This window comes from Bradyrhizobium sp. AUGA SZCCT0176 (assembly GCF_018130145.1).
Taxonomy (GTDB): domain Bacteria; phylum Pseudomonadota; class Alphaproteobacteria; order Rhizobiales; family Xanthobacteraceae; genus Bradyrhizobium.
On sequence record NZ_JAFCMB010000004.1, the window covers coordinates 208788 to 229444 of the forward strand.

A 20657-nucleotide genomic window follows, 5' to 3' on the forward strand; every position below is an offset into this window, starting at 1 on the left:
GTTCGAGGAACGATGTCAGCGGCTCACTTGCCCCAGCGCAGCACTAGCGGATTCAGCGGGCGCGCGATTTCGATCAGCCCAGCCCGAACGGCCGGATGCAGCGGCTGCAGCGGAAGCCGGACGGTCTCGTGCCGGATGACGCCGCCTTCCTTCATCAGCGCCTTGCAGGCGATCAGGCCGCACTGGCGGTTTTCATAGTTGATCAGCGGCAGCCAGCGTTCATAGGCCGCAACCGCTTCGGCGCGTCGGCCGGCGAAATACGGATCAGTGATCTGGCGAATGCCGTCGGGATAACCTCCACCGGTCATGGCGCCAGTCGCACCGGCATCGAGGTCGGCCATCAGCGTGATCGCCTCCTCGCCGTCCCACGGACCCTCGATCGCCGTGCCGCCGAGCGCGATCAACTCGCGCAGCTTGGCGGCGGCCTGAGGCGTCTCGATCTTGAAATAGGCGATGTTCTCGAGCTTCCGCGCCATGCGGGCGAGAAAGGCCGCCGACAGCGCCGTACCGGCGACCGGCGCATCCTGGATCATGATCGGAATCGAGATCGCATCCGAAACAGTGCGGAAAAACTCATAGATGGCGTTTTCCCCGACCCGGATGGTCGCGCCATGATAAGGCGGCATCACCATCACCATCGCGGCGCCGGCCTGCTGGGCCCGCCGCGAACGTTCAGCACAGATGTGCGAAGCAAAATGCGTGGTCGTGACGATGACGGGGACGCGTCCCGCGACGTGCTTCAACACGGCATCGAGCACCGTGTCGCGCTCGGCGTCGGTCAACACGAACTGCTCGGAGAAGTTGGCGAGGATGCACAGTCCCTGCGAGCCGGCATCGATCATGCAATCGACGGCACGTTTCTGGCCGTCGAGATCGAGCCGGCCGTCGCCGTCGAACACCGTCGGCACGACTGGAAACACCCCCTTATAGGGCCGCTCGACGGTGGAATCTGCCATGACCATTCTCCGCTTTTGCTTAACCAGCCGCGCCGTGGCGGCGCAGGCCGTTGAAGATGACTTCCTTCATCGCCGCGGAAGCCGCCTCGGCATTCCGCTCGGCGATTGCGTCGACAATTCGTTCGTGGGCCGCGATGGTGATTTCGCGCTCTTGCTCTTCGGTCGGCGCGCTCAGCCGGAACGACGCGCGCAATGCCGCCTCGATCACGGCGCCGATCGATCGCATGAACGGGTTGGCCGAACTGGTCGCGATGTCGAGGTGCAGCCGAAGATCGGCGTCAGCAAATTCAACTGAATCAGAAGCGAAGCTGCGCATCCTGGCGATGCTGTCGCGCAGGTGAGCGATCGCATCATCCGCCCGTCGCTCGGCGGCGAGAGCTGCGGCATGCGGCTCGACGGCGAGGCGAATGTCGGCGAGATCGCGAAGAAACCGCTTGTCGATCCCGGCTTCGAGGTGCCAGCCGAGCACATCGGAATCGAACATGTTCCAGGCCGAACGTTCCCTGACCCGCGTGCCGACGCCCGCCTTGGAATTCAGCAATCCCTTGGCGGACAACGTCTTGACGCTTTCACGCAATACGGTGCGCGAAACGTCGAACATGGCAGTCAGTTCCGCATCGCGCGGCAGACTGGCGCCTTCCGGATAGCGGCCGACAATGATGTCGATCCCGATCGTCCGGGTCACTTCCACCTGGCTGAAATGACCGCGGCCCGGCGCAATCACGACCCGGTCGGACCTCATGGCGGGTCTCGTGGAGTCATGGCTGGTTTCGCTCCCTGATCGTTGCGGACCGTCCTGCCTCTTCGGGCAAGCTCAAATCTGGCGCGATCTCCCATGCCACAACCCTCAAGCCTTGTATAGCATATTATCATATTAGTATGACTTTCTTTCGGTCGACCATTTTGTGTCCTTCGGCCCCCCTCGTCGCGGCTGTGCTCAAGGGGCTGCGCAGTTGGCGCCACAGCATGTCAACAGTTTCCATATCGTGGATATGAACTGGCAACTGTAGACACTACGTCAGCGAACCGGTATGAACGGCGACCTGCGGGCAACCGCATCGTCGGTCGAAAAAAGCGTTTCGAGCGCCGCGCCGGACACCTGGCGCAACCGACGTCTTCAGCCAAAACACTGCGCGCCGTTGCATTTTTTCACGGCCAACCGGCTTTCATCACCCGAGGGAATCGACAGTGGACATTTGGAGCAGATCCATGCGCCGTACCGTGCTGGCGTTCGCAACGCTTCTTGCCGTGTGTGGCGTCGCAACGGCGGAAACATACCCCTCACGTCGGATCACTGTGATCGTGCCGTTCGGCGCGGGCAGCGGCACGGATGGCGTGGCCCGAATTGTCACCCAACGGCTCTCCGAAATGCTCAAAACGACCATCGTGGTGGAGAACCGCCCCGGCGCGAGCGGCGCGATCGGTGCGGTCGCGACCGCGCGTTCCGCGCCGGACGGCTATACGCTGATGTTCGGCGGATCATCCACCCATGCCGCCAACCCCAGCCTGCTTAAGTCCATCCAGTATTCTCCCAAGGACGACTTCGCGCCCGTCTCCCGTGTCGGCCTGTTCCCCTACATCCTCGTCGTCAATCCCGGGATCGAGGCCAAAAACGTCGGCGAACTGATCGCGCTTGCAAAGCAGAAGCCCGGCTCGATGTCGTTTGCTTATTCAAATGCGCTGGGCCAGCTTGCCGGTGAAATGTTCAAACGGCGCGCCGGTATCGATATCCAGGCCGTGCCGTACAAGAGCAGCCCGGAAGCCATAACGGACGTCATCGCCGGTCGCGTTTCCCTGATGTTCAACGATGTAACTTCTACCCTGCCCCTGGCGCGGTCGGGTCAGCTTCGCGCACTTGTGACCATCACGAAGGACCGCACGACGCTGCTATCCGAATTGCCCACCATCCAGGAGCAGGGACTTGATTTCGGCAATCTCTCCGCATGGACCGGCGTGTTCGCGCCCAAGGGCACGCCGCCGGAGGTGGTCGAAAAGCTGGCGGAGTCGCTGCGCGAAATCCTGGCTGAACCCGCGGTCCGCCAGCGCCTCGCCGAAATCGGCTTCGAAGCGCAGTGGCTCCCGCCGAAGCCATTCGCCGAACACGTCGCCACCGATATCGAGCGATGGGCAACACTCACCAAGGAAGCGGGCATCGTGCCTCAGTGAGGCTGACGGTTTCGGCTACGACGGTAAACCGGGCAGATCGAGACCGTTGGTCCTTGCACACTCGATCGCGGTCTCATAGCCCGCATCGGCATGGCGCATGACCCCCGTCGCCGGGTCATTCCAAAGCACCCGCTCGAGGCGGCGCGCGGCCTCCGGCGTTCCGTCTGCGACGATCACCATGCCGGCGTGCTGCGAATAGCCGATGCCGACGCCGCCGCCGTGATGCAGCGAGACCCACGTGGCCCCGCTGGCACAATTGAGCAGCGCATTGAGCAGCGGCCAGTCCGACACCGCGTCCGAGCCGTCGCGCATCGCTTCGGTTTCGCGGTTTGGGCTCGCCACCGAGCCGCTGTCGAGATGATCGCGACCGATCACGATCGGTGCCTTCAACTCGCCCCGCGCCACCATTTCATTGAACGCCAGGCCCAGCCGGTGGCGATCGCCAAGGCCGACCCAGCAGATCCGCGCCGGCAGTCCCTGGAACTTGATCCGCGCTCGGGCCATGTCGAGCCAGTTGTGCAGATGCTTGTCATCCGGCATCAACTCCTTGACCTTGGCATCGGTGCGGAAAATGTCTTCGGGGTCCCCTGATAGCGCGGCCCACCGGAATGGCCCGACGCCGCGGCAGAACAGCGGGCGGATATAGGCCGGAACGAAGCCGGGGAAATCGAACGCGTTCTTCAATCCCATGTCCTTCGCCATCTGTCGGATGTTGTTGCCATAGTCGAGCGTGGGAATGCCCTGCGCATGGAAATCCAGCATGGCCTGGACGTGGCCGACCATGGAAGTCTTCGCCGCCGCCTCAACCGCTTTCGGATCCGCCTCGCGCCTGGACGTCCACTCGGCAAGCGTCCATCCCTTGGGCAGATAGCCGTTGATCGGATCATGCGCGCTGGTCTGGTCGGTGACGATGTCGGGCCTGACGCCGCGGCGCACCAGTTCGGGAAAAATATCGGCGGCGTTGCCGAGCAGGCCGACCGAGACCGGTTTCCCGCTTTGCGCCACCTCCGCCATGATCGCGAGCGCCTCATCGAGCGTGCTTGCCTGCCTGTCGAGGTAACCCGTGCGCAGCCGCATCTCGATGCGGCTCGGCTGGCATTCGACGGCGAGCATCGACGCACCGGCCATCGTGGCGGCAAGCGGTTGGGCGCCGCCCATGCCGCCAAGACCGGCCGTGAGAATCCATTTGCCCGCGAGGCTGCCGCCATAATGACGTCGCCCCACCTCGACGAACGTTTCGTACGTCCCCTGCACGATGCCCTGGCTGCCGATGTAGATCCACGACCCGGCGGTCATCTGGCCGAACATCATCAAGCCCTGCTTGTCGAGTTCGTTGAAGTGATCGAGCGTCGCCCAGTGCGGTACCAGGTTCGAATTCGCGATCAGCACGCGCGGCGCATCGGGATGGGTTCGGAAAATTCCGACCGGCTTGCCCGACTGAACCACCAGCGTCTGGTCGGCTTCGAGCTTGCGCAAGGAGGCAACGATCCGGTCGAAACTGTCCCAGTCGCGCGCCGCGCGGCCAATGCCGCCATAGACGACGAGTTCGCTCGGCCGTTCGGCAACGTCAGGATCGAGATTGTTCATCAGCATTCGGAGCGGCGCTTCGGTGAGCCAGCTCTTGGCGCTGATCTCGGACCCGTGCGGCGATCGGATGATACGGTCGTTGTCCAGTCGGCGGTTCATGACAAATGACCTTTCTCGGCAAGGTTTGGAAACGGATTGTTCTCGAGCACCGAAATCGCAACTGATGGCAATGTGCCGGCTGCGACCAGCGCCGTTGCTTTCGCAATGTCGTCGGCCATATAGCGATCGCCACCGAGCGCCGGTACTTGCTCGCGCAGCGTAGCAATCACCGCAGCAAGTGCGGGGCTGGTCGTATGCGGCGCGCGCAGCCCGATGCCCTGCGCCGCCACCAGCAGCTCAATGCCGAGAATGGCCGCAAGATTATCCGCCATGTCAGACAACCGGCGGGCGGCGTGCGCGGCCATCGACACATGATCTTCCTGGTTGGCGCTGGTCGGTGTCGAATCGATCGAGCAGGCCGCGGCACGTTGCTTGTTCTCGGCATAAAGTGCGGCCGCCGTCACTTCGGCAATCATGAAGCCGGAATTGATGCCGGGCTCCGGGGTGAGGAATGGCGGCAGACCAAAGTTCAGCGCAGGATCGACCAGCGTAGCGATGCGCCGTTCACTGATCGCGCCGATCTCCGACAAGGCCAGCGCAATCTGGTCAGCGGCGAACGCGACCGGCTCGGCGTGAAAATTTCCACCCGAGACGATCTCTCCGGTCTCTACCAGCACCAGCGGATTGTCGGTGACCGCGTTGGCCTCGATCGTCAGTGTGCGGGCGGCTTGCGTCAGCAGGTCAAGTACGGCGCCGGCCACTTGCGGCTGGCAGCGCAGGCAATAAGGATCCTGCACGCGCTCGTCGCCTTCGAGATGCGAGTTCCTGATATCGCTGCCCTCCAGCAACGCTGTCAGCGCCGCCCCGGCTGCGATTTGCCCGTTATGTCCGCGCAACTGCTGGATCTCGGCGCGAAACGGCGCCGTCGAGGCCATCGCCGCATCGACCGACAAGGCGCCGGTCACCAGCGTCGCGCAGAGCAGCCCATGGGCGCGCAATAATCCGGAAATCGCATAGGCCGTCGAAAACTGCGTGCCGTTGATCAGGGCCAAGCCTTCCTTCGGGCCGAGCGTCACCGGCGCGAGACCGGCGGCGGCCAGCGCATCAAGGCCCGGCACGACCTTGCCATCGACGAGCGCCTGCCCTTCGCCGATCATGACGGCCGTCATATGCGCCAGCGGCGCCAGATCGCCGGACGCGCCCACTGAGCCCTGCTGTGGCACCAGCGGAAAAACGTCGCGCGCCAGCATCGCCTGCAATTGCTCGATGATTTCGCGTCGAACGCCCGAGGCGCCCCGCCCCAGCGAGACGATCTTCAGCGCCATCATCAGACGCACGATCGGTTCGGGCGTTGGCAGCCCTACCCCGCAGCAATGCGACACGATCAAATTTCGCTGCAGCAGAGTGGTCTGGCCGGGCGGGATTCGCTTCGACGCCAGTTTTCCAAAGCCGGTATTGATGCCGTAAGCCGGAATGTCCGCGTCCGCGGCCTTGGCAACAATGGCCGAAGCCGCCTCGACGCGCGGCAAGAAGGATGGATCGAGCGCGACGGCCGCGCCCGCAAGCACTTGCGCAAGCTCGTCGAGGCTGACCCGTCCGGGCGAAACGACAATGGATGCGTTGCGGTCGCTCATTGTCCCCTCCACACCCTTGCGTGCAACGGGTTGAAGCCCATCCGGTAGACGAGTTCGGCGGGCCGCTCGATATCCCAGATCGCGAGATCGCACCATTTGCCGGCTTCGAGCGTGCCGGTCTCCCCGAGAACGCCGAGCGCGCGAGCTCCTTCGCGCGTCACACCGGCCAGGCATTCGGCAACATTCATCCGGAACAGCGTCGCGCCCATATTCATGGCCAGCAGCAGCGACGTCAGCGGCGAACTGCCGGGATTGCAGTCGGTCGCGAGCGCCATGTTGACGCCGTGGGCGCGGAACGATTCGACCGGTGGTTTCCTGGTCTCGCGAATGAAATAGAACGCGCCCGGCAGCAACACGGCTACCGTACCCGCCCGCGCCATTGCCGCGGCGCCGGCTTCATCGGTGTGTTCAAGATGATCGGCGGACAGAGCGGAAAATCCCGCAGCAAGGGCCGCTCCGCCGAGGTTCGACAACTGATCCGCATGCAGTTTGACCGGCAGTCCCAGCGCCCTTGCCGCACGGAACACCCGCGCCGTTTGATCGCCCGAGAAAGCGATACCTTCCATGAAGGCGTCGACGGCGTCGGCAAGCCCGGCCTGCGCCACCGCCGGCAGCATCTCGCGGCAAACAAGCTCGATGTATCGATCCTTGTCACCATCGGCTTCCGGCGGCAGTGCGTGCGCGCCAAGAAACGTGGTTCGGATGCTGACCGGCCGGCTGCGGCCCAGCGCACGCGCGGCTGACAGCTGTCGCATCTCGGTTTCGGTGTTGAGCCCGTAGCCGGATTTGATCTCGAGCGTCGTCACGCCCTCGCCGATCAGCGCATCTAACCTCGGCAGCGCACCGGCAACCAGGTCGGCCTCGCCGGAGGCCCGCGTCGCCGCGACCGTCGAGACAATACCGCCACCCGCCCGTGCGATCTCTTCGTAGCTTGCGCCCTGCAGGCGCAGCTCGAACTCGTGGGCGCGGTTTCCGCCGAACACCAGATGGGTATGACAATCGATCAGTCCCGGCGTGATCCACCGCCCCGCGCAATCGATCCGTTCGACCGCATCGGCGTCAGATGGAAAGTCGGAACGGCTGCCGGCAAAGACGATGCGGCCATCCCGCGCGGCAATCACGCCCTGCTCGATCACGCCGAGGTCGGGCAGATCCTCCCGAACGGTGGCGAGCCGGGCATTATGCCAAATTCGATCAAAGCGCTCGGCCATGCAGCATTCCCTCAACGGCAGAAGCTTGACGGGACGATATGTCTATACATATTATCGTGCCGGTGTTCTGTCCAGCCGGTTTGGAAAACATGTCCACTCTGCATTTCGCGTCAGCGCTGCTCCCGTCCGGTTGGGCTGATGACGTGCAGGTGGCTGCTACCGATGGGATCATCACCAAGGTCACCCCTGGCATGGCGCCGGAAGCCGACGACGAACGCCACCAGCTGGCCGTCCCGGGAATAGCCAGCCTGCATAGTCACGCGTTCCAGCGTGGCATGGCGGGTCTTGCCGAAACACGCGGTAATACCGCCGATACATTCTGGACATGGCGCGAGACGATGTATCGCTTCGCGCTGAGCATGGCCCCCGACGATGCCAAAGCCGTCGCGACACTGCTCTATGTCGAGATGCTGGAGCAAGGTTTTACGCGCGTCGGGGAATTCCACTATCTCCATCACGCCCACGATGGCACGCCCTACGCTAATCCCGCCGAGATGGCGACGCGAATTGCGCAAGCCGCCGAGGCCACCGGCATCGGGCTAACGCTGCTGCCGAGCTTCTACGCGCACGGCTCCTTTGGTGGCGCCGCGCCCCATGCCGGCCAGCGCCGCTTCATCTGTTCGGTCGACCAGTTTGCCAAACTGATTGACGCTACAAAGCGGACCCTCCGCGAATTGCCCGGGGCCAATGTCGGCATCGCCCCGCACAGCCTGCGCGCCGTGACACCAGATGAACTGGCGGCAATCGTGCCGTTGGCCGAAGGCGGGCCGGTCCATATCCACGCCGCCGAACAGACCAGGGAAGTCGAGGAATGCATCGCCTGGTCGGGCCGGCGGCCGGTCGAGTGGCTGCTCGAGCATGCCCCAATCGATCAGCGCTGGTGCCTGATCCATGCGACGCACACCACCGCGACCGAGATCGCTGCGCTTGCCAAAAGCGGCGCCGTCGCAGGCCTCTGCCCGGTTACCGAAGCAAGCCTCGGCGATGGCATTTTTCCGGCGCGCGAATTCCTTGATGCAGGCGGCCGGTTCGGCGTCGGCACCGATTCCAATGTCCTCGTCGGCGTCGCCGACGAACTGCGCCAGCTCGAATATGGCCAGCGGCTCAAACACCGGGAACGCAATGTGTTGTCCGGCGGTCCCGGCATCTCGACCGGACGCGCATTGTTCGACACCGCGCTGGCCGGCGGCGCCCAGGCGCTCGCGCAGCCGACCACAGGAATCCAGGCAGGCGCGCGCGCCGATATCGTCACCCTCGACACCGCACATCCCTCGCTCGCCGGGCGCCATCGGGATGCCGTCCTCGATGGCTGGATTTTCGCCGCCAATGCGGGGGCTATCGACTGTGTCTGGGCAGGCGGCAGCAAGGTCGTTGAAGGCGGGCGTCACCGGCTTCGCCAGAAGGCGCGCGAGACCTTCAACGCCGCCGTTCGAAGGCTCGTCGCATGAGCCTCTCGATCGATCGCGACAAGGCCCATGCAACCGACAAGCCGACGCTGTACAAGCAGATACGCCTCGACATCGAACGCCGCATCCTGACCGGTGAATGGCCGCCGGGTCACCGCATCCCGTTCGAACACGAACTCATGGCGCACTATGGCTGCGCGCGGATGACCGTGAGCAAGGCGTTGTCGGAACTGGCCCAAGCCGATCTCATCGAGCGGCGGCGGCGGGCCGGCACCTTTGTACGCCGCCCCAAATTTCTGTCAGCAGTCCTGACGATTCCTGATATCCGCGCGGAAATCACCGCGCTCGGCCGCAGCTACTTCTATCAGCTGATCCAGTGTTCGCGCCGTGCCGCCAACGCCGCCGACCGCGCGCGTCTTGGGGTACGAAAGACCGGCAAGGTGATCGCGATTGCCTGTCGCCACAGCGCCGACGGCGTGCCGTTCGCGATCGAGGACAGGCTGATCGATCTCGACGCGGTACCCGAAGCCGCCACGGCCAATTTTGCGATCGAACCGCCCGGCACGTGGTTGCTTCACCATGTCCCATGGACGGAAGCAGAGCATTCAATCAGCGCTATCGTGGCCGACGACAAGGCCGCAGCCGCACTGGATATCGCGATCGGCGCGCCCTGCCTCGTGATAGAGCGGCACACCTGGCGCAGTGCACGGACACTGACGGCAGTGCGCCTGCTCTATCCAGGCGATTCCCACAAACTGGTCGCCCGCTTCAAGGGCGGCTGAGAGGGATATCAATGCGCATAAGATCCGGCACAATTTATGCAACAGCAATAAACAAAGCAGCAACTTACAAAGCAGCAACGCTGCACAGACGAGCAAGACGCAATCCATGAACCAGAAAAGGGATACAGCCATGCTTAGTTTTAGTTTTAGAGTGCTTGCCGCAACCGCAGCTCTCCTGGTGTCCGCACCAGCCGTCGCACAGGACGTGAAGGTCGGCATCGGCATCTCGGGGTGGACCGGCTTTGCACCGCTCACGCTCGCAAACCAGGCCGGCATCTTCAAGAAGAACGGCCTCGACGTGACGATCAAGAAGATCCCGCAGAAGGACCGGCACCTGGCCATTGCGTCAGGTGACATTCAGTGCGCGGCAACCACGGTGGAAACCTGGATTTCCTGGAATGCCAATGGCGTCGCGACCAAGCAGATCTTCCAGCTCGACAAGAGCTACGGCGCCGATGGCATGGCCACGCGAAACGACGTCGCCGCGATCAAGGACCTGAAGGGCAAGACGGTCGCAGCGTCCGCGCCCGGCACCGCTCCCTATTTCACCCTGGCCTGGATGCTCAAAAAGAATGGTCTCACGGTCAAGGACGTGACCGTGGTGAACCTGGAGCCCGCCGCCGCCGCCCAGGCGTTCGTCGCCGGCCAGAACGATGCGGCCATGACGTATGAGCCTTACCTCTCGACGGTGCGTGCTGCGCCGGACAAGGGCAAGATCATCGCCACCACGCTCGACTATCCGATGATCATGGACACGTTCGGCTGCACCCCGAAATTCCTGACCGAGAATCCGAAGGCCGCGCAAGCACTGGCTGACAGCTATTTCGAGGCCGTTGCGCTGATCGAAAAGGACCAGGCCAAGTCGTACGAGATCATGGGATCGGACGTGAAGCAGTCCGGCGAGCAGTTCGGCAATTCGGCAAAATATCTGCGCTGGCAGGACAAGGCTGCGAACCAGAAATTCTTCGCGGGCGAGTTCCAGGCTTTCACCAAGGAGGCTGGAGAACTGCTGCTCGAGATCGGTATCATCAAATCGATCCCGAAAACCGACGACCTCTTTGACGCGAGCTTCATCAAGTAGACACCCGGTCGGCGACGCGCCGGTCCCGCTTCTGTGGAAGCGGGACTTGCCGCTATCGGCGCACCGCTTTGAGGAATTTGTCCTGTGATACGACCCCTGGATCCCGTGACGTCGAAGCAGCGCGTGGCCTATGGCTTCGCGTTCTTCGTCCTGTTCGTTGCCCTGTGGGCATGGGCCACGTTTGGCGGCTATGTTTCGAAAACATTTCTCGCCAACCCGCTGACCATGCTGCAGGAAGGCTGGGAACTGCTGACGAAGCACGGCTTCCTGTACGATATCGGCATGACGATATGGCGGGTGATCGGCGGCTTCGTGCTGGCGGCCATCATCGCGGTGCCGCTCGGCGTTCTGATGGGCGCTTACAAACCGATCGAGGCTTTTCTCGAGCCGTTCGTTTCGTTCGCCCGTTATCTGCCCGCCTCGGCCTTCATCCCGCTGTTGATTCTGTGGGCCGGTATCGGCGAACTGCAAAAGCTGCTGGTGATTTTTATCGGCTCGGTGTTCCAGATCATCCTGATGATCGCCGTGAACGTCGGCAACACGAGGCGCGATCTCGTTGAAGCCGCCTACACGCTTGGTGCTGGCGACAGCGGCATCATCCGCCGCGTCCTGCTGCCTTCGTCCGCTCCCGAGATCGCGGAAATTCTCCGGCTCGTTTTGGGTTGGGCATGGACCTATGTCATCGTCGCCGAACTGATCGGCTCATCGTCAGGCATCGGCCACATGATCACCGACAGCCAGGCGCTGCTCAACACCGGCCAGATCATCTTCGGCATCATCGTCATCGGGCTGATCGGCCTCGTCTCGGATTTCCTGTTCAAGGCCTTCAACGCCTGGCTGTTTCCGTGGAGACTAGCGTGACCACGCTGAAGATCGATCAGGTCTCACGGACCTTCCCTGCGCGCCAGGGCAATGCGCCGACACGGGCGCTGGAACCGACCAATCTTGATGTCGGCAACAATGATTTCGTCACCATCCTTGGCCCCTCGGGCTGCGGAAAATCCACGCTGCTACGTATCATCGCCGGGCTCGACCGGCCGACCAGTGGCAGCGTCATTCTCGACGGGCAGGAGGTAACGGGCCCCGGCGCGGATCGCGGCATGGTGTTTCAATCCTACACGCTATTCCCGTGGCTGACGGTGCGCGAAAACATCGCGTTCGGGCTGCGCGAGCGCGGAATTTCCGAGGCCGAACGCGGCAAGATCGCCGATGGATTTATTCAACGGGTTGGCTTGTCCGGCTTTGAAAATCACTGGCCGAAGCAACTCTCCGGCGGCATGCAGCAACGCACGGCGATCGCGCGTGCGCTTGCCAACGATCCCAAGATCCTGCTGCTCGACGAGCCGTTCGGCGCACTCGATAATCAGACCCGCGTGCTGATGCAGGAAATGCTGCTCGGCATCTGGGAGCGCGACCAGAAAACCGTGCTGTTCGTCACCCACGACATTGAGGAGGCCATCTTCCTCGGCAGCCGCGTCATCGTCATGAGCGCCCGCCCCGGCCGCATCAAGGCCGAGATCGCGGTCGATCTGCCCCACCCACGATCCTACAAGATCAAGACCGCGCCCGAATTCGTCCAGCTGAAGGAAAGGCTGGTGGAAGAGATCCGCGCCGAGGCATTGAAGGTGGCGGTTGATGCCTGACGGATGCTCGTTGCCTTGCTGATTTCCGCACCGCGAATGGTATTATAGAACCCCCAACCCCGGACTATCTTTCTTTGCATGGGGTTGTTTTCGCGATTCTGTGTCCGGGCTCGGTATGGTCCCTTTCGTCCACCCCAATGCCGGCGCAACCCTTTCGGCGATCAACTCGATCGATCGCAGAATGAACGGGTGCGGCGGATCGACCGAATGGGCCTGAAACACCAGATCGGTCACCCGCTCCAAAATGCTGTCGGCGCGCAGCGAAGCGATGACGTCGTCGGGCGTCCCGACATGGGTATCGAACGCGGCGATCATGTCGCGCAACGCCTCCCCCGGCGGGGCATGACCGCCGGCGATGAAGCTCGCGCGCGCCCGGCGTAGCCCGATGTCTGCCAGCTGTAGCGCCTCCTGCCGTTCATCGGCGGCGAAGATACTGCGCGATGCCATGATGCGAGGCTCGCGCCCCGGCGGCAGTGCGGCGAGATAGGCGTCGATGATGGGGTGTTGAATCTCGGCAAGCGACGCGTGCGGCGTCTCCCTTGGGCGCGGCTGCGTTCGCGACAACAGCAAGCCGTCGCCCGCTTTGCCGGCCCTCGTCCCGCCGCTGACGGAAAAGGTCGCCTGCCAGATCCGGTCGCACAGTTGCGGCCTCGGTGGATAGAGCGTATCGCCGCCGGCCAACGGCGCGCCGGCCAGGGCGTTACGGACAATGTCGAGATTGTCAGTGAAAATCTCCGCGCGTTGCGCACTGTCCAGCCCAAAGGCTGCAAAGGCTGACGGGTTTCCGCCGGTGCCGACACCAAGCTCAAAACGGCCGTTTGATAACAGGTCGAGGACCGCGGCGTCCTCCGCCACCCGTACGGGATTTTCCAGCGGCAGGGTAACGATGCCGGTGCCGAGACGAATGCGGGATGTCTGTGCCGCGACGAAGCCGAGAAAAGCAAAGGGCGCCGGCAGCCCGCCCTCACTCTCATGAAAATGGTGCTGAGCGATCCATGCGGAATCAAGACCTGCTGTTTCCGCGTGGACGATCTGCGCTGCCGCGAGGCGATATCGTTCCGCCGGACCAACGTCGTCGAGAAGGCGCGTGAAGAATCCCAACCGCTTCAAATTTGCCAGACGATTCATGAAGACTTTCGGAGAACATAACCCATGCGACCGAGGCCCAGCCGCCTCCGCCTCACGAGTCTGCGCGGGGATCGCGGGACAGTCAAATCAGCGCAGGCAAACGGACTTCGATGGTTCGAGCCCTCGCGGACTCCGCCGCGGAATTAGACCGGCAGTGCGTCGAGATGACACGCGGCCCACTGGTCGTCGCCACCCAAGCGAAGTTTCGGCTCCTCGGTCCGGCAGCGATCGAACACGTATGGACACCTGGTGTGGAATCGGCAACCGCTCGGCGGATTGATCGGGCTCGGCACGTCGCCCTTCAGGATGATCGGGTTGCGGATCGCCCCAGGCACCGGCACCGGTACGGCCGACAGCAACGCCCTGGTATAGGGATGCCTGGGCGCGGTGAAGATCTGCTGCCTGGGCGCCATCTCGACGATCTTGCCGAGATACATCACCGCGACACGGTGCGTCATGTGCTCGACGATCGCCAGATCGTGGCTGATGAAGAGCAGCGCGAGGCCGAACTCGCGCTGCAGATCCTGTAACAGGTTGACGATCTGCGCCTTGACCGAGACGTCGAGCGCGGAGACCGCCTCGTCGCAGACGATCAGTTCGGGCTCCGCCGCCAGTGCCCGGGCGATGCCGATGCGCTGGCGCTGGCCGCCCGAGAATTCGTGCGGCCGGCGGCCCAGCGCGTCGCGCGGCAGGCGCACGGTGTCCATCAGCGCTGCAACCTTGGTCTCGAGTTCGGCGGAAGATTTGGCGAGACCGAAGTTGCGGATCGGCTCGGCCAGGATGTCGCGCACGCGCATGCGCGGATTGAGGCTGGAGAATGGATCCTGGAACACCACCTGCACGCGGCGGCGCATGCTGCGCAAGGCTGCGGGTGACGCATCGTCGATGCGCTGGCCATCGAGCACCACCTGGCCTGCCGTGATGTCGAACAGGCGCAAGATCGCGCGGCCGACCGTCGACTTGCCGCAACCGGACTCGCCGACCAGCGACAGCGTCTCGCCGCGCGCGACCTCAAAGGACACGCCGTCCACCGCATAGACCCATTTGGACCTGCGGCTGAAGAACCCGCCGCGGACCGGAAAATGTTTCTTGAGATCGTTGACTTGCAGCAACGGGACTTGGAGCAGTGGCGCGTTCATGCCGCGGCCGCCTCCTTGGCGGCATAATGACAGGCGGCGATATGGCGGGGGCCCTTCTCTTCAAGACCCGGCGCGACCTGCCGGCAGAGATCGGTCGCCAGTGTGCACCGCCCCGCGAACACACAGCCCTCGATCCGTCCTTTGAGGCTGGGCACCTGGCCCGGGATTTCGGCGAGACGCCGCGCGGCCCCTGTTAACGAAGAGCCGAGCTTGGGCACCGCGCCGAGCAGGCCCTGCGTATAGGGATGACGTGGCGAGCGGAACAGTTCGGCCACCGGCGCCTCCTCGACCTTGCGGCCGGCATACATCACCATGACGCGCTCGGCGATTTCGGCGACCACGCCGAGATCATGGGTAACCAGAATGATCGCCGCACCGACCCGGCGCTTGAGGTCCAGCATCAACTGCAGGATCTGCGCCTGGATCGTGACGTCGAGCGCCGTGGTCGGCTCGTCGGCGATCAGGAGTTTTGGGTTGCAGGCCAGCGCCATCGCGATCATCACGCGCTGGCGCATGCCGCCAGAAAGCTGATGCGGAAATTCGCGCACGCGCCGTACAGACTCCGGGATGCCAACCAGATTCAGCATGTCGACGGCGCGGGCCTCCGCGGCCTGCTTGTCGAGCCCCTGATGCATGCGCAGCGTTTCTCCGATCTGACGACCGACCGTCAGCACCGGATTGAGGCTCGTCATCGGCTCCTGGAAGATCATCGAAATATCGTTGCCGCGGATGGCGCGCATTTCGCGCTCGGAGAGTTGCAGCAGATCCTTGCCCTGGAAACGAATCGAGCCCGCGATCTTGCCGGGAGGCTCGGGGATCAGCCGCATCAGCGACATCGAGGTGACCGACTTGCCGCAACCGGATTCGCCGACGATGGCCAGCGTCTCGCCCTCATTGACATGGAAGGAAACACCGTCCACGGCGCGGTTGATGCCCTCGGGGGTCCGGAAATGGGTCTGCAGATTTTCGACTTCGAGCAATGCCATCAGATCAGAGACTCTTGGCCATGCGCGGATCGAGCGCATCGCGCAGGCCGTCACCGAGCAGATTGACGGCAAGCACGGTGACGGACAGGAACGCGGCGGGAAAGAATACGATGTAGGGTTTGACCTGCCACAGCGCCCTGCCCTCGGCCATGATGTTGCCCCAGGACGGAATGGTGGGCGGCGTGCCGGCACCGATGAAGGACAATATGGACTCCACGATCATGGCGCTGGCGCAGATATAGGTCGCCTGAACCAGCATCGGCGCCAGCGTGTTGGGCAGGATGTGGCGCAGGATGATCATCGGCGTTCGCGTGCCGGAAGCTGTCGCGGCGTCCACGTAGGGCTGTTCACGCAGCGACAGCACGACGCTGCGTACCAGGCGCGAGACGCGCGGGATCTCGGCTACCGTGATCGCCAGGATCACATTGCCGACGCTGGCGCGCGTCAGCGCCATCAGCGCAACCGCAAGCAGGATCGGCGGGATCGACATCAGCCCGTCCATGAACCGCATGATGATGCCGTCGGCCCATCGCACGAACCCGGAAACAAGACCGATGGCGAGACCGGCCAGCGATGCCAGTATCGCCACCGAAAGACCGACCGTGAGCGAGACCCGCGCCCCGTAGATCACGCGTGAATAGATGTCGCGGCCGAGCAAGTCAGTTCCGAACCAGTAGTCCGCGGAAGGCAAGCGCGTGCGTTTGGCGGGCGCGATCGCGGTCGGATCGACGGTCCAGAGATAAGGCGCAAAGATTCCGACCAGGACGAGGCAGACGAGCAAAGCACCGCCGATCGCCACCGTCGGATGGTTGCGCAGGAAACCGAGGACGCCGCGACGAATCTTGACCGGCGACAGCAGATCCGGCAATTGCTGCGCGACCACAAGACCCGGTGGTATCCGTAGCGTGTTGGTTTCCAGGACGGTCAATAGCGGATCCTCGGGTCAACCAGGGTGTAGGTGACGTCGACCATCAGGTTGACCAGCACATAGAGGAAGCTGAACAGCAAAACGATGCCCTGGATGACGGGATAGTCGCGGCGCAGGATCGCGTCGATCGTGAGCCGGCCAAGGCCCGGAATGGCGAACACGCTTTCGGTCACCACAGCGCCGCCGATCAAAAGCGCGATACCGATACCGATCACCGTCACGATGGGAACGGCCGCGTTCTTCAGCGCGTGAATGAACAGGATGCTGCGCTGGTCAAGGCCTTTGGCGCGGGCGGTGCGGACATAATCCTGCTGCAACACCTCGAGCATCGAGGCCCGGGTAATGCGCGCGATCAGCGCGATGTAGACGGAGCCGAGGGCAAGCGCCGGCAGGATTAGGTTCTGGAACCATGGCCAGACGCCATTGGATAGCGGCGTATAGCCCTGCACCGGAAGCCATTCGAACTGCAGCGCGAACACATAGGCAAGCACGTATCCGACCACAAAGACCGGGAGCGAGAAGGCGAACACGGCAAAGGCCATGATGGTGCGGTCGATCCAGCTTCCCGCCTTCCATGCCGCCACCACGCCGAGCGGAACCGCGACAAGGATAGTCAGGACCAGAGTAATCGCCATCAGCGAGAATGTCGGCTCGATCCGCTGCGCGATCATCTTGGCGACCGGCAAATTGGTGAAGATCGAGGTGCCGAGATTCCCGTGCAAGATATCCCATAGCCAGCTGCTGAACTGGACCAGAAACGGCCGGTCGAGTCCGAGGCTTTGGCGTATCCGCTCGACGTCGGCGGGGCTTGCCTGGTCACCTGCAATCACCGCCGCCGGATCGCCCGGCGCGATGTAAAGCAGGCTGAAGACGAACAGCGCGACGATCCCCATTACGGGCAACGTCGAGAGAATACGGCGCAGGATATACGAGAGCATGTCGCTTCACTGTCCCATCATGCGGTCTTCGACACGCCCCAGAAGAACGGTAGCGGCCCCTTCGCGATGCCGGAGACATTCTTGCGCCACGCCGTATAGCTCAGGAAGAAGCCGGTCGGCGCATAGACGACGTCCTCGAGCGCCGCCTTGTTGAGGCGCCCCACCGCGGCCTTCTCCTCGTCGAGATTCTTGGCGCCGAACCAGGCCGTGACTTCCTTTTCCACGGCCTCGCTCGTGGGCCAGCCAAACCACGCCTTGTCGCCAGTGCCACGAACAGCATTGTAGACGGCCGGATTGACGCAATCCGCGCCGGCGTGCCAGGTGTGAAATACTTGCCAGCCTCCCTGACCCGGAGGCGTCTTCTGGGCGCGGCGGGAACCGACCGTGCCCCAGTCGGTTGCGATGAAATCAACGTTCATCCCCATCTGCTTCAGAAGATCGGCGGTGACATCGCCGAACGCTTTAGTGATCGGTTGATCCTGCGCCACCAGGCAAGTGACCGGCTGTCCCGAATAACCGCTCTCGGCCAAGAGCTTCTTGGCCACTGTGAGGTCGCGCTTGCCCTTCAGTATCTCGCCGCCCGCCTCGCTGTAGAGCGGCGTATCCGGCGTGAAGAAGCCCGGCAGCGGCTTCCAGAGCGCGGGGTCATCTCCAACCAACGCGCGCATGTAATCTTCCTGGCTCAGCGCGGTGAGCACGGCGCGCCGCGCCTTCACGTCGTTGAAGGGCGGATGCAAATGGTTCATCCGGAACGAGCCGATGTTGCCGAGTGGATCGGCGATATCGACGTTGATGTTGCGGTTCTTCTTCAGCGACGGCACCAGATCGGTGATCGGATTCTCCCACCAATCGACCTCGCCGTTCTGAAGTGCTGCGGCCGCCGTAGCGGGATCCGGGATCACCACCCATTCGATGCGGTCGATCAGCATCTGCTTGCCGCCGGCCAGCCAGGACGCTTTCTCTTGCCGCGGCGTGTAATCGGCAAATTTCTCGAACACGGCCTTGGCGCCGGGCACCCACTCGCTTTTCGCGAATTTCATCGGGCCCGAGCCGATATAGTCGGGGATTTGCTTGAACGGATCGGTCTGCGCGATGCGCTCCGGCATGATGAAGGCGATCGGCGTGCTGTTCTTGCCCAGCGCCAGCAGCATTTTCGGATAAGGCGCCTTCAGCGACCACTTGAAGGTCCTGTCGTCGACGGCGACCAGTTCGTTCTGGATCGCCTTGAGCATCAGTCCCATCGGATCGCGAGCCGACCAACGCGTCAGGCTTGCCACCACATCCTTGCTCCGCACCGGCTCGCCGTCATGGAACTTCAACCCCGGCCGGAGCCGGAAGGTCCAGACCAGACCGTCATCGGAGGTCTCCTCGGACTCGATCATCTGGCGCTGCGGCTGCAGCGCCGCGTCGACGCCGTAGAGGGTGTCCCACACCATCGCGGCGGCGTTGCGCACGACATACTGGGTCCCCCAAATGGGGTCGAAATTCGCAAGGTTGGCCTGGGGCACGAAGCGCAAGGTGCGCGCCGCGGCGCCTTGGGAAAGGGCCGGCATCGACAAGCCAGCCGTTGCGGCCAGGCTGCCCACCCCCGCAAATCCCTTCAACAGCGTCCTGCGATCCATGGTGCTCTCCCCAGTTTTGGGTTGTGATGAACGATTCCGCCCGTTTCATGGGCCGAGGGTTCGGCGCCGGTGAGGTGAAACAGGCCAATCAGATGATAGCGATCAGCTTCCTTTGCGTGCAAATGGTATGCCAGCGGGGCCAGGTTGTTCCGCTGCCAAAAGTCAGGTCGATCATGAACGAAGAAACATTTTTCGAGCGATCACATCTTCGAGCGATGCATCATCCAGGGCCGACTAACCTGCTGCGAGTTGCCTGAACTTCTCCGATGGTTTCGGGTGCCACCAGCGACCGCCAATGACGACGCCTTCGGACACGATCTTGCGGTCGCCGATCAGATGCTCGCCGATGACGTCGACATAGTCAAACTGCCCTTGCGCGATCGAGATCAGGGTGGCGTCGCCGGCGCTGCCCGGCTTGAGGCTGCCGAGTTCGGGACGCCGCAGCGCCATCGCGGCGTTGACCGTCGAAGCCGCGACCACGTCAGGGAGCGGCATTCCCATGCAGAGGAACTTGGACATGGTCGTCACCTGATCGAACGCTGGGCCGTCGATGCACAACAGATGGACATCCGAAGAGATGGTGTCGGGATAGAAACCGTTGGCGAGCATCGCCCGGGCGGTCTTGAAGGCGAAGGAGCCCTTGCCGTGGCCGATGTCGAACAACACGCCGCGTTCGCGCGCCTCGAGAACCGCCCTTTTCACCGTGCCCTGGGCCGTAGCCGGCGTATTGGGAAACGGCCGGAATGCGTGGGTGAGGACGTCGCCCGGACGCAGGCGGGCGAGCACCTCCTCGTAGCTCGGCGGCGGATGGTCGATATGCGCCATCAGCGGCATGCCGACCTGTTCGGCGACCTCAAGCGCGATGTCGAGCGGCACGATACCCGAAGTGCCCGAGGCGTGAAGACCGACCCGCACCTTGATGCCGACAATGAGATCACGATTTTGATCCGCCACCATGGCAGCGTCGATCGGATTCATCAGCCGGAGCTCTTCGCTCTCGCCGACCATAACCCGATGCGAGAAGCCGAAGATGCCGGCATGCGAAACGTGCAGATAAGCGAGAATGCGGACCTGGCTCGGCTCGATCACATGCTTGCGGAAGCCTGCAAAATTCCCCGGGCCGGCGCTGCCGGTATCGACCGCCGTGGTGACGCCCGAAGTACGGCAGAATTCTTCGGCGTCGATGCCCAGCGAGGTGCCACCCCAATAAACATGGGTGTGCAGATCGATCAGACCCGGCGTGACGATGTAACCCGAGACGTCGCGCACGTCGGTGCCGGGACCGGCCTTGAGCTCATTTCCGACCATGGCCACCTTGCCGCCGGCGAAGGCGACATCTGTCACGGCGTCGAGTTTTTGGGATGGGTCAACCACCCGGCCGCCGCGCAGGATCAAGTCGAAAGGCATTGCT

At 63.3% G+C, this 20657-nt stretch carries 18 protein-coding genes; 6 read left to right on the plus strand and 12 right to left on the minus strand.

Annotated elements, in window-relative coordinates; genetic code table 11:
- Positions 1–23: 23 nt before the first annotated feature.
- Together JQ600_RS12185 and JQ600_RS12190 are read right to left on the minus strand one after the other, a co-directional pair.
- Positions 24–956 (minus strand): dihydrodipicolinate synthase family protein, encoded by a 933-nt coding sequence (locus JQ600_RS12185; protein ID WP_212388981.1) that lies wholly within the window; start codon positions 954–956, stop codon positions 24–26.
- Positions 957–975: 19 nt separating this feature from the next.
- Entirely contained in the window at positions 976–1698 is a 723-nt protein-coding gene (locus tag JQ600_RS12190; protein WP_212388982.1) for a FadR/GntR family transcriptional regulator, read from the minus strand.
- Positions 1699–2165: 467 nt separating this feature from the next.
- Between JQ600_RS12190 and JQ600_RS12195 the strand changes: the two genes are divergently transcribed.
- Positions 2166–3122, plus strand: a complete 957-nt coding sequence (locus tag JQ600_RS12195) for a tripartite tricarboxylate transporter substrate binding protein (protein ID WP_212263723.1) — start codon at positions 2166–2168, stop codon at positions 3120–3122.
- Between the two features lie 15 nt (positions 3123–3137).
- On the opposite strand, the gene hutU is transcribed toward JQ600_RS12195, so the two are convergent.
- Genes hutU through hutI form a run of 3 tightly spaced genes read right to left on the minus strand, consistent with a single transcriptional unit; the run spans position 3138 to position 7593 of the window.
- Positions 3138–4808: a urocanate hydratase gene (hutU, locus tag JQ600_RS12200; protein ID WP_212388983.1), complete on the minus strand. Its 1671-nt coding sequence runs from the start codon at positions 4806–4808 to the stop codon at positions 3138–3140.
- Entirely contained in the window at positions 4805–6382 is a 1578-nt protein-coding gene (gene hutH, locus JQ600_RS12205; protein WP_212388984.1) for a histidine ammonia-lyase, read from the minus strand. Before hutH ends, hutU begins: the two co-directional genes overlap by 4 nt.
- Positions 6379–7593, minus strand: coding sequence for an imidazolonepropionase (gene hutI, locus JQ600_RS12210; protein ID WP_212388985.1), 1215 nt, complete (start codon positions 7591–7593; stop codon positions 6379–6381). Before hutI ends, hutH begins: the two co-directional genes overlap by 4 nt.
- Positions 7594–7682: 89 nt before the next feature.
- Here hutI and JQ600_RS12215 point away from each other — a divergent pair, with 89 nt between their 5' ends.
- From JQ600_RS12215 to JQ600_RS12235, 5 genes are all read left to right on the plus strand, one after another.
- Positions 7683–9041 carry a formimidoylglutamate deiminase gene (locus JQ600_RS12215; protein ID WP_212388986.1) on the plus strand — a complete coding sequence of 453 codons (1359 nt, stop codon included), beginning with the start codon at positions 7683–7685 and terminating at the stop codon, positions 9039–9041.
- Complete coding sequence (gene hutC, locus JQ600_RS12220) at positions 9038–9781, plus strand: histidine utilization repressor (protein WP_212388987.1); 744 nt, start codon at positions 9038–9040, stop codon at positions 9779–9781. Before JQ600_RS12215 ends, hutC begins: the two co-directional genes overlap by 4 nt.
- Positions 9782–9911: 130 nt before the next feature.
- Entirely contained in the window at positions 9912–10862 is a 951-nt protein-coding gene (locus JQ600_RS12225) for an ABC transporter substrate-binding protein (RefSeq protein WP_249135846.1), read from the plus strand.
- Positions 10863–10949: 87 nt separating this feature from the next.
- A complete protein-coding gene (locus JQ600_RS12230) occupies positions 10950–11723 on the plus strand; it encodes an ABC transporter permease (RefSeq protein WP_212263784.1) in 774 nt (257 codons plus the stop codon).
- Positions 11720–12505 (plus strand): ABC transporter ATP-binding protein, encoded by a 786-nt coding sequence (locus JQ600_RS12235; protein ID WP_212388988.1) that lies wholly within the window; start codon positions 11720–11722, stop codon positions 12503–12505. Before JQ600_RS12230 ends, JQ600_RS12235 begins: the two co-directional genes overlap by 4 nt.
- A gap of 42 nt (positions 12506–12547) precedes the next feature.
- Here JQ600_RS12235 and JQ600_RS12240 read toward each other — a convergent pair whose 3' ends face one another.
- From JQ600_RS12240 to JQ600_RS12270, 7 genes are all read right to left on the minus strand, one after another.
- On the minus strand, positions 12548–13633 hold the full coding sequence (locus tag JQ600_RS12240) for a putative FMN-dependent luciferase-like monooxygenase (protein ID WP_212388989.1): 1086 nt from the start codon (positions 13631–13633) through the stop codon (positions 12548–12550).
- Between the two features lie 143 nt (positions 13634–13776).
- Positions 13777–14772, minus strand: a complete 996-nt coding sequence (locus JQ600_RS12245) for an ABC transporter ATP-binding protein (protein WP_212388990.1) — start codon at positions 14770–14772, stop codon at positions 13777–13779.
- Positions 14769–15758: an ABC transporter ATP-binding protein gene (locus tag JQ600_RS12250; protein WP_212263714.1), complete on the minus strand. Its 990-nt coding sequence runs from the start codon at positions 15756–15758 to the stop codon at positions 14769–14771. The genes JQ600_RS12245 and JQ600_RS12250 overlap by 4 nt, the downstream gene beginning before the upstream one ends.
- Before the next feature lie 4 nt (positions 15759–15762).
- Positions 15763–16686 (minus strand): ABC transporter permease, encoded by a 924-nt coding sequence (locus JQ600_RS12255; protein WP_212388991.1) that lies wholly within the window; start codon positions 16684–16686, stop codon positions 15763–15765.
- Positions 16683–17624 (minus strand): ABC transporter permease, encoded by a 942-nt coding sequence (locus JQ600_RS12260; protein WP_212263712.1) that lies wholly within the window; start codon positions 17622–17624, stop codon positions 16683–16685. The genes JQ600_RS12255 and JQ600_RS12260 overlap by 4 nt, the downstream gene beginning before the upstream one ends.
- A 17-nt stretch (positions 17625–17641) precedes the next feature.
- A complete protein-coding gene (locus JQ600_RS12265; protein WP_212388992.1) occupies positions 17642–19246 on the minus strand; it encodes an ABC transporter substrate-binding protein in 1605 nt (534 codons plus the stop codon).
- Between the two features lie 234 nt (positions 19247–19480).
- The gene (locus JQ600_RS12270) at positions 19481–20653 is read right to left on the minus strand and encodes an amidohydrolase/deacetylase family metallohydrolase (protein WP_212388993.1); all 1173 of its coding nucleotides are present in this window, start codon (positions 20651–20653) and stop codon (positions 19481–19483) included.
- Between the last annotated feature and the right edge of the window lie 4 nt (positions 20654–20657).

Bases quoted from the DNA above. Each gene is read 5' to 3' on its own strand.
- JQ600_RS12185 (WP_212388981.1), bottom strand. From the start codon at position 956: ATGGCAGATTCCACCGTCGAGCGGCCCTATAAGGGGGTGTTTCCAGTC.
- JQ600_RS12190 (WP_212388982.1), bottom strand. From the start codon at position 1,698: ATGAGGTCCGACCGGGTCGTGATTGCGCCGGGCCGCGGTCATTTCAGC.
- JQ600_RS12195 (WP_212263723.1), top strand. From the start codon at position 2,166: ATGCGCCGTACCGTGCTGGCGTTCGCAACGCTTCTTGCCGTGTGTGGC.
- hutU (WP_212388983.1), bottom strand. From the start codon at position 4,808: ATGAACCGCCGACTGGACAACGACCGTATCATCCGATCGCCGCACGGG.
- hutH (WP_212388984.1), bottom strand. From the start codon at position 6,382: ATGAGCGACCGCAACGCATCCATTGTCGTTTCGCCCGGACGGGTCAGC.
- hutI (WP_212388985.1), bottom strand. From the start codon at position 7,593: ATGGCCGAGCGCTTTGATCGAATTTGGCATAATGCCCGGCTCGCCACC.
- JQ600_RS12215 (WP_212388986.1), top strand. From the start codon at position 7,683: ATGTCCACTCTGCATTTCGCGTCAGCGCTGCTCCCGTCCGGTTGGGCT.
- hutC (WP_212388987.1), top strand. From the start codon at position 9,038: ATGAGCCTCTCGATCGATCGCGACAAGGCCCATGCAACCGACAAGCCG.
- JQ600_RS12225 (WP_249135846.1), top strand. From the start codon at position 9,912: ATGCTTAGTTTTAGTTTTAGAGTGCTTGCCGCAACCGCAGCTCTCCTG.
- JQ600_RS12240 (WP_212388989.1), bottom strand. From the start codon at position 13,633: ATGAATCGTCTGGCAAATTTGAAGCGGTTGGGATTCTTCACGCGCCTT.
- JQ600_RS12245 (WP_212388990.1), bottom strand. From the start codon at position 14,772: ATGAACGCGCCACTGCTCCAAGTCCCGTTGCTGCAAGTCAACGATCTC.
- JQ600_RS12250 (WP_212263714.1), bottom strand. From the start codon at position 15,758: ATGGCATTGCTCGAAGTCGAAAATCTGCAGACCCATTTCCGGACCCCC.
- JQ600_RS12260 (WP_212263712.1), bottom strand. From the start codon at position 17,624: ATGCTCTCGTATATCCTGCGCCGTATTCTCTCGACGTTGCCCGTAATG.
- JQ600_RS12265 (WP_212388992.1), bottom strand. From the start codon at position 19,246: ATGGATCGCAGGACGCTGTTGAAGGGATTTGCGGGGGTGGGCAGCCTG.
- JQ600_RS12270 (WP_212388993.1), bottom strand. From the start codon at position 20,653: ATGCCTTTCGACTTGATCCTGCGCGGCGGCCGGGTGGTTGACCCATCC.